Source organism: Pseudomonas sp. AD21 (genome assembly GCF_002878485.1).
Lineage (GTDB): Bacteria > Pseudomonadota > Gammaproteobacteria > Pseudomonadales > Pseudomonadaceae > Aquipseudomonas.
In genome coordinates, this window is the sequence record NZ_NQYG01000063.1 from 24,054 (window position 1) to 32,219 (window position 8,166).

General features: G+C 55.9%; 11 protein-coding genes and 1 tRNA gene. 7 read left to right on the forward strand and 5 right to left on the reverse strand.

What is annotated here, in order from left to right; all coding sequences use genetic code 11:
* Nucleotides 1-150: 150 nt before the first annotated feature.
* Complete coding sequence (locus PseAD21_RS24785; protein ID WP_102358423.1) at nt 151-840, reverse strand: crotonase/enoyl-CoA hydratase family protein; 690 nt, start codon at nt 838-840, stop codon at nt 151-153.
* A gap of 295 nt (nt 841-1,135) precedes the next feature.
* Between PseAD21_RS24785 and PseAD21_RS24790 the strand changes: the two genes are divergently transcribed.
* Together PseAD21_RS24790 and PseAD21_RS24795 are read left to right on the forward strand one after the other, a co-directional pair.
* A tRNA-Ser gene (locus PseAD21_RS24790) sits at nt 1,136-1,225 on the forward strand.
* Between the two features lie 289 nt (nt 1,226-1,514).
* Nucleotides 1,515-2,198, forward strand: a complete 684-nt coding sequence (locus PseAD21_RS24795) for a hypothetical protein (RefSeq protein WP_102358424.1) — start codon at nt 1,515-1,517, stop codon at nt 2,196-2,198.
* A 300-nt stretch (nt 2,199-2,498) separates the two neighbouring features.
* Here PseAD21_RS24795 and PseAD21_RS24800 read toward each other — a convergent pair whose 3' ends face one another.
* A complete protein-coding gene (locus PseAD21_RS24800; protein WP_102358425.1) occupies nt 2,499-3,182 on the reverse strand; it encodes a hypothetical protein in 684 nt (227 codons plus the stop codon).
* A gap of 162 nt (nt 3,183-3,344) precedes the next feature.
* On the opposite strand from PseAD21_RS24800, the gene PseAD21_RS24805 reads away from it, so the two are divergent.
* Nucleotides 3,345-3,665, forward strand: coding sequence for a YbjQ family protein (locus PseAD21_RS24805; protein ID WP_102358426.1), 321 nt, complete (start codon nt 3,345-3,347; stop codon nt 3,663-3,665).
* Between the two features lie 58 nt (nt 3,666-3,723).
* Here PseAD21_RS24805 and PseAD21_RS24810 read toward each other — a convergent pair whose 3' ends face one another.
* On the reverse strand, nt 3,724-4,002 hold the full coding sequence (locus PseAD21_RS24810) for a hypothetical protein (RefSeq protein ID WP_102358427.1): 279 nt from the start codon (nt 4,000-4,002) through the stop codon (nt 3,724-3,726).
* Between the two features lie 239 nt (nt 4,003-4,241).
* Between PseAD21_RS24810 and PseAD21_RS24815 the strand changes: the two genes are divergently transcribed.
* The 4 genes from PseAD21_RS24815 to PseAD21_RS29790 all read left to right on the forward strand — a co-directional run bounded on the left by PseAD21_RS24815 (nt 4,242) and on the right by PseAD21_RS29790 (nt 5,975).
* On the forward strand, nt 4,242-4,430 hold the full coding sequence (locus tag PseAD21_RS24815) for a hypothetical protein (protein WP_025113331.1): 189 nt from the start codon (nt 4,242-4,244) through the stop codon (nt 4,428-4,430).
* Between the two features lie 326 nt (nt 4,431-4,756).
* Nucleotides 4,757-5,125 (forward strand): bacteriocin, encoded by a 369-nt coding sequence (locus tag PseAD21_RS24820; protein ID WP_102358428.1) that lies wholly within the window; start codon nt 4,757-4,759, stop codon nt 5,123-5,125.
* A gap of 134 nt (nt 5,126-5,259) precedes the next feature.
* Nucleotides 5,260-5,685, forward strand: coding sequence for a YMGG-like glycine zipper-containing protein (locus PseAD21_RS24825; protein ID WP_102358429.1), 426 nt, complete (start codon nt 5,260-5,262; stop codon nt 5,683-5,685).
* A gap of 122 nt (nt 5,686-5,807) precedes the next feature.
* On the forward strand, nt 5,808-5,975 hold the full coding sequence (locus PseAD21_RS29790; RefSeq protein ID WP_007914082.1) for a hypothetical protein: 168 nt from the start codon (nt 5,808-5,810) through the stop codon (nt 5,973-5,975).
* A gap of 253 nt (nt 5,976-6,228) precedes the next feature.
* Here PseAD21_RS29790 and PseAD21_RS24830 read toward each other — a convergent pair whose 3' ends face one another.
* Both PseAD21_RS24830 and PseAD21_RS24835 read right to left on the reverse strand, forming a co-directional pair.
* Nucleotides 6,229-6,618: a hypothetical protein gene (locus PseAD21_RS24830; protein ID WP_102358430.1), complete on the reverse strand. Its 390-nt coding sequence runs from the start codon at nt 6,616-6,618 to the stop codon at nt 6,229-6,231.
* Nucleotides 6,611-8,166, reverse strand: a 1,556-nt coding sequence (locus PseAD21_RS24835) for an RHS repeat domain-containing protein (protein ID WP_146011314.1), incomplete at its 5' end; no start/stop codon positions are given. The genes PseAD21_RS24830 and PseAD21_RS24835, both read right to left, overlap by 8 nt.

The window sequence follows — 8,166 nt, forward strand, 5'->3', positions numbered from 1 at the left end:
TATAGAGTCCGGAGATAGGCGATGTTTAAGCGCATGTTTCCGGGTTGATGGTCAGACGCGTCCTAGAGCTGTCGACGCTTGATCAACCGAACGCGCAAGAAAAAGCCCGACACGACGGTCGGGCTTTTCTTCGGTGCTGCAAGCGCGGGCTTAGCCCAGATGTTCCTGATCCTGGATGATCGCGTTGTCGAGGGCTTCGAGCAGCGCCTTGCGCACTTTGAGCTTGGTGTTCTTGTGCGCGGTCATGTTGATCTTTTTCAACTGACGCGCGGCGGCCAGGGCAGCGCTTGGCAGTTCTTCGGCAGCCACCACCTTGTCGAGGAAACCGGCATCCACGGCGCTCTTCGGATCAAACATTTCGCCGTTGATCACCGAACGGTGGAACGCCGAGCGACGCAGGCGATCACGCGCCAGCTCAATGCCGGCGTGGTGCATGGTCATGCCGATCTGCACTTCGTTCAGACCAATGCTGAACGGGCCGTCGACGCCGATGCGGTAGTCGGCGGATAGCAGCAGGAACGCGCCCTTGGCCACCGCGTGCCCAGGGCACGCAACGATCACCGGGAACGGGTGGGAAAGCAGGCGACGGGCCAGGGTCGAACCGGCGGTCACCAGAGACACGGCTTCTTTCGGGCCGGCAGTCATCACTTTCAGGTCATAGCCGCCCGACAAAATCCCCGGCTGACCGGTAATGATCACGATGGCACGATCAGTCACCGCCTGATCCAGCGCCGCGTTGAACGCCGCAATCACGTCCGGGGAAATGGCATTGACCTTGCCGTTGTTCAAGGTCAGGGTCGCGATGCCGTCTTCGAGGTGGTAGGCAATCAACTCACTCATGACGCAATTCCTTGTAAGAAAGATGGGCAGACGTTACCCACCACCGTAGGCCAGGTAAAGCGCCGTGACTGACTCGCCGGTCACCGTTTCTCGGCTCACCCGGCGTAGCGCGCCATTCTGCTTCTATATAGAAGGGGCGCCGTCACCAGAGATTGGCCGGTTTGCCATCGTCCTTCGACGGGCCAAACGCCTTTTTCTCTTAACCGCATGAAAATTCTGAAAAAAAGTTTGCCATCGGAAAAGCTTTCGACTACATTAGCGCGCCTCGACAGACAGAACATGTTTGAAGAGATACGGTGAAGTGTCCGAGTGGCTTAAGGAGCACGCCTGGAAAGTGTGTATACAGGAAACTGTATCGAGAGTTCGAATCTCTCCTTCACCGCCATATTCAATACGCAAAACCCCTGATTTCGAAGGAGATCAGGGGTTTTGTGGTTTCTGGCGTCTGGAAAATAACCCGATAGGATCAATAGGGGGGGCTGATGCTTTGTTTCGGTGCGTCAAAAGCAGGCTCAGGCAAGCAGGCTTTGGCGTTCCGAATAAAAAAGGCGAAATTTCCGCGTTTCACCGGTTTCCCTAGGTTGTGATTCTGCGCGATAGTGGCGTTTTGTAATCGCCTTCAGGAAACGCTAAATACCTGGAAACTCATCGGCAGTTCAACGCAGGGAAGTGCAGTGAAGACAGTTGTCATGATGGCTCTATTTTTGGGGTTGTGCGGTTGCGTTACCGATTCTCGCAGTTCTGCGCCATCACTCTGGACCGATGGCATCATGCTGGAGCAGAAGACGGTCACCGTAGATGAACTACACGCCAAAGTGATCATGCAGGCATCAGGTGATGCAGCTAACCCGGTAGATTTTGAAGTAGTTCGAGGAAACGACTTGGATAAACGACCCGATAAACTTGGGACCGTCGTCAAACCGTTTCGCAATAAAGTTGGCGCATGGTTCAGTCGTCTCAACAGTGCGGTTTCCAAGCAGTTCCCCCAGCTGGAAATACAGGCCGATCCCGGCCAGACATTGCAAGTGGGCGGATCATCGACGGTCAGAAGTCAAATTCCGGCGCCAGGTTATCGCACGCTTTACAACGAAGACTATGTATTCAACCCGTCGAAGAACAAGTATGAGAAAAAGGTAACCGCCAATCCGACTGTCTCCTCGGATTACACCTGCGGACCGATCACAAGTACCTTTGTTCCTGAGAAGCAAAAGGTTTATCTGGCGGAGTTTGTTTTCGTAGATCGTGGGGAAGGGTGTGAACTTCAGGTCTATGACATCACACAACCCAAGCTGCATGTCCCGGTCGTTGCCATCAAAGGTGCGCTGCCCTCGTCGGGCAGGTCGTTCCACTCTCCATAGGCTCTGCAAGAACGAGATTCCTTGCTGAGCCTGATGCGCTTGAGAGGCACCGTTTAGTCGGTTGGGTGTTGCTGCTGGCTCGGAAGCTGCCTCAAATACCGAAACTTCACTGTCTCAGCCTGAAGTTTCGAGTCTCTCCGTCACCGCCAAATTCAATACGCCAAACCCCTGATTTCGAAAGAGATCAGGGGGTTTTTGGTTTTTGGCGTGCGGATTTTCTTCGCACCAGGGCAGGACCTGGTGTTGGCGTAGATAGAGCGAGTGCTGACGTCCTGCTCGCGGTTCCAGGTTTTGCTTGGCTCATTGCTTTTTCGGGACGAAACGCGATTCAAACCCAGGGAACAGTCGATCCGGTTCCGCGACGTACATCCCCAATAACACGCCCGGCAACCTTCTATTCATATCGTCCAGGACTGCTTCAGGCGAGCTGCCGATGGCGTCGGCGATTTCTGTGCATTTCTCTCTGAGCGTTGCTTCGTGGTGCATGGATACATTGTTCAGGGAGTAATGTTTTTCGGCGAGATCCGAGATGAAGAACTGCAGCACGTTCATGCTGTGGTAGTGAAGAAACACGGCGCTGATGTACGAAGTCACATAGCCAAAGATGCTCATTACCAGCCATTCGGGCTTCAGCGCTGCCATGAGCACCAGCATGACGCCAAGGGGCACGATTGCCAGTTTTGCCCTTTTTCGCAAAGTGAGTAACAGGTAGCTGAACCAGCCAATGCAGTTTCCGATCATTGCGTGGCTAGAGAGAGTGAAGAGTTGATCGCGGGTTGAGTAATACTTTTCGGTAAACGACAACGTCTTGAAGTCCGCCAGGAAGTGGTTGGCGTTAACCATAAAGCTCGCATTATCAAACCAGGCCAGCAAGGGCTGGAAGAGCAGGGCGGACCACAGCAGAACGAAGAGCAACACGGCGTTGAAACAGAGGGCGAAGAACAGAAAACAGCACATTCCTTTTAGGCGAAGCGTGTATTGCATGGGTGATCCTTCGTGTATCGCTGTGCGCGCGTAAAGTTAACAGTGGTGCAGTCGTGAGCCAAGCGACGTGTCTGTCAGGAACTGCGATTATAAGGCTACTATCTCGGCGCTTCTCGTTCAGGGTTTACAATCGCGACCTTTATGGACATAGGAACTGCTTGCATGATCATTTCTACCACTCACGCCATCGAAGGCCGACAGATCACCGCGTACCTGGACATTGTCAGCGCGGAGTCGGTGCAGGGGGTCAATGTGATCCGTGACATGTTTGCCGGCATGCGCGATTTTTTCGGTGGGCGGTCGCAGACGCTGGAGCGTGCGTTGAAAGAGGCGCGGGTGCAGGCGACTGACGAGATCAAGGAGCGGGCGCGGGCGTTGCAGGCGGACGCGGTGGTCGGGCTGGATTTCGAGATCAGCATGCCGGCGGGCAAGGGCGGCATGGTCGTGGTGTTTGCGACCGGCACGGCTGTCAGGTTGCGTTGATGCAGTCGCCGTGTTCACGCGAGCCCATTCAGACGATGAATGGGCTTTTTGCTTTCGGTCAGCCCTGTGGCTTGAGGATGACAAGCCCGTGGGCGTCATAGGTCAGGGGCGTATCGATTGCGACCAGAGGCGGGGTTCCGGTGGCGGGTGTCGGATCGGCCGGCTGACTCGGGTGGTAGATAACGCCGGGGGTCAGAACCGGTTTGTCCGGGTAGGTGATGGTGATGTCACCTGAAGCAAGCTTTTCCTTGAATTTCTCACCGGCGGCTTTGCCGGCAGCGATCTGTTCGTCCGTGAGTTTTACGACAGGCATATCCGGGAATCCGTTGATTTTCATGTTCTCTCCTTGAGATTCATTTGTATGAAAAAGGGCAACGGCCTGTGGCCGGGAATCTTTAGCGTTGTGAGATCAACGGTTAGTGCGGGTGTTGAATCGGTGTAGGCCATTCGTCGGGCATCGGTCGAACTGAACCGCAAGTCCAGTAATGACCGACTAGTCTCAAAAGCCTTGGAGGTCGATATTTTTTCAGGCAAAAGGGCTTTGCCGGTATCGATCCATTTGAAAGGGGCGAAGGTATGACTGATCCGTATATCGAAGACGATGGCGCTGAATTTTCATTCAACAACTGCGTCCGTTGCGGCCAGACGGAGTATCAGGCGGGCTTTGGCGAGGATCCGGTTCAGACCGGCAAGATCAAGTCCACCGCGCCCAAGGGGCCAAAAGCCAAGTTTCTGCCGAAGGTCTCGACTCGGTCGAGAAAGTAATCAGCGACCTCACAACCCCGTCTATGAACGGGGTTTTTTATGCCTGAAGTTTATGAAGGGAAATCTCCTACAAGCGGTAGGGCAGATCTGGATTTCTTTCACAAACTTTTCACGTCCACGGACGTAGGGTGAAGCCATCCGTTAGAAAGCAAGTCTCCAGCCCGTCTCCCCAGCGGGCTTTTTTTTGCCTGCGATAAAACCTTTTGCAAAATCGCTGTCCAATCGGCGCCAAGTGCATGGCGGCAGCTGATTTTGTCTGGACTTTAGCGCGTCGGCAGCATTCAATCTCGGCCCCTTTTGATCTCCCTATTTTTGAGGTTCTTGTCATGCGTTTAACGTTGCCCGCTCTGGTTCTGGGTCTTCTGGTTGCTCAAGGTGCGGTGGCTGGCGAAGGCACTGCTGCACTTGGCGGCGGTCTGGGTGGTGCGCTGGGTAATGTGGTCGGCCAGAAAATGGGCGGCAGCACCGGCGCAGCGATTGGTGCCGGTGTTGCAGGTGCGGCTGGTAGTGCCATGACCGCTGGCAAGGGCAACCGTACCAAAGCGGCCATCGGTGGCGGCGTTGGCGCGGCCGGTGGTTCGGTAATCGGCAACAGCCTGGGTGGCAAGAATGGCGCAACCATTGGCGCCGGTCTTGGTGGTGCTGCCGGTGGTGCAGTGGGCACCAGCCTGTCCAAAGGTCACAAGCGTCACTGATAGCGAGCGCTTGTCAGAAAAAGCCCGGCTCAATGCCTGGCTTTTTCATGGCTGAACGTTTTGCCGAAAAATGTCTCCAATTTGACATAGGCCCTGTGGGCATACCGTCCCGATTCGGGAACTGTGAGGTTCAAATGCGTTTGTCATTGTCTGCACTGTTTTTCGGGTTACTGGTCGCTCAAGGCGCGATGGCCGCCGGAGATGGTAGCGCCGCTGTGGGTGGCGGGCTGGGCGGCGTGCTCGGTAATGTGGTCGGTGGTCAGCTCGGTGGCAGCACCGGTGCGGCGGTCGGCGCGGGCGTCGGCGGCGCGGCGGGCAGCGCCGTCGGGGCGAATAAACACAACCGCACGGAAGCCGCCATTGGTGGTGGCCTCGGCGCAGCCGGTGGCTCGGTTGTCGGTAACAGCCTGGGCGGCTCCACCGGTTCAGCCATCGGTGCTGGATTGGGCGGCGCGGCCGGTGGTGCGGTGGGCAATAACCTGGGTGGCGACGGCGGAAGTGGACATTCCGGTGGTGGTCACAAGCACAACAAGTACAAACATAAAAACCGCCATCATTGATTGAAGATCGAAAAAAACCCGGCCCTGGTGCCGGGTTTTTCGTTTCTGGCGGTCGGACGCTGGAACGATTGGCAGCAGAGGTTTTCGAACGCTATACAACCCACGAGACGTAGAGGTTTGCCATGACTCCCGAAACTGAAGGCAAGGAAGAAAAAGGCTCGAGTGGTCTGCCGTTTATCAATGATCCGGGGAATGAGGATCCGGGGTCGCTGATGGATGATGCGACGGTGCCGTTGAATGATTCAGATGAGGCAGATATGGAGTATGAGGAGGATGAAGATGAGCAGTGATTGCTTGTTCTTCTGATCGAACGTAGTTGTGGTGCTTTCGAGTCTTCAGGGCCTGGGTTTTATCAGGCCCTTTGCGAGGTGCGAGATGGGCGGTGAGCAGAAGGATGACGATGCTGATGAAACGCCGGAGTATCCGTTGCCTTCGCCTACGGATCCTTTGGGGCGGGATGAGTTGCCGTTGGAGGATGAGGATGAGTAGTGATCATGGTGTGATTCCTGGAGGGCTTGCAAGCGAAGCCAGCCAAGCACCGCTTTAATTGGCTATTGAACAGACAGAGACATCAATCCTGTCCGCGCTGACTTTAACGAAGTGCCCATTCAGATGGGGGTATTCGTAGTGGATATCCTGATCTGCAAAATCGACAACAGACCGGAAGACGTCTCCATCCAAGTAGCCATAAATGTCACAGGAGAGCCCGTTATTGAGCTTCTCAATCTGCTTTTTTTTGCATTCGGTAGCTGATATGCACTCTTCGTCAGGCAACAGCATTTCGAACTCCATTTCGTAAGTACCCCCTACCTCTATTTTTGAAGGGCTGTAACTGACGAAGCACCGGACTGAAAAACCTTCAACTACTATGTCAATAGCGTCTTCTACGACTGGATCTATTCCGACGACTAATGCTTTGTATTTCCTAGTCATGAGCAGGCCTCACAGTTTTATCTTGTGCGTTGCCATTGATTGTCCGCCAAAACTCTTTTCCACTTTTGGTGTGGAGCGTCGTAATTTCATCATTCGTGTTGGTGCCCACGAAAGCAAATTTCGCTTCACCTTTCCGATTGTTCCCCATCAACAAAAAATACCCTGATCGCTCCTCTCCTTTGTATAAATACTCCACACGAGTACCTTGATTCACTACATCTCGTGCGACGAGTAAATACTCTCCTTTGCTCATCGCTTTGAATTCGGCGCCATGCTTTTCAAAATGGCCTGTGAGCTTTTCGTTACTTCCAAAATCTTGAGGGCCGGAACTCGGCTTGGGGAGCGTTGGATTGGCCTCCTCAACCTTAGCTTCATCACTCGCAGCCGGCACCTCACAGCCCGGCCTGTTCGGCGGCGGACAGTTTGAGCTCAACCCCAACGGATCCACCCACCCCGTCGGATTCGGCACATACCGATACTGATTCAACCCACCCGCCAACTTGATGGGATCCGGCGTCAGATACCGCCCCAGCCTCGGGTCGTAATACCGATGCCGGTTGTAATGCAGCCCGCTCTCCGCATCGAAATACTGCCCCTGAAAACGCAGTGGCTGATCCAGATAGTCCTCACCCGCCAGGGTGATCGCCGAGACTTTGCCGTAGGCGTCGTATTGCGCTGACCAGACGATTTCGCCGCTGTAGTCGGTGAGTTCCTGCGGGGTGCCGAGGTGGTCGAGTTGGTAGTAGAACGGGCAGGCCTTTTTCGGGCCTTTGCCGTCGAGCAGCGCCAGTGGGCGGAAGGTGCCGGGTTCGTAGACGTAGCTGCGGTGGTGCGTCGGGCTGCTTTCGGCGACGAGGTGGTCGCCTTGCCAGAAGAACTCGGTGCTCTGGCCGTCGACGGTCTTGCGGATGCGGCGGCCGAAGGCGTCGTACTGGTAGGACGCGGTGTTGCCGTCGGGGCGGGTCAGGCCGATCAGGCGGTGCTGGCAGTCGTAGCGGTATTCGGTGACCAGTAGCTGATCGCGGCCGCGACGTTCGCGGATCAGGTTGCCGAAGGCGTCGTAGTCGTAATGACGGTCGCCCTGCATCAGCAGGCGGTTGCCCTTGATCCGGGTGGGGCCTGGGCGGTCCTGCATCAGCAGGTTGCCGGCCGGGTCGTGGGCGAAGGATTCCGGCAGTTCGTCGCGCGAGTGGCGTACACGGATCAGCTGGTCGAGGGCGTCGTAGGCGTAGGTGCGCTGGCCGTGGCGGGTGTCGGCAATGTGCTCAAGATTGCCGTTGGCGCTGTAGGCATAATCGCGGCGGTACAGCGAGTCGTGCTGATGGCCTACAGCGTGGGCCAGTAAACGGCCCTGGTCGTCGTAGGCGTAGTCGCTGCGCAGCAGGCCTTGCTGGCGTTGTTGTTCACGACCGGACTGATAGACGTGGCTGGTCAGCCGTGCACCGTTGAGGTCGATGGCCGTCAGCGCGCCACCCTTGGCGTAGTGGTGGTCGAGTTTGCTGTTGTCCGGCAGGCGCTGGTGTTTGAGCTGCCCGCAGGCGTCATACG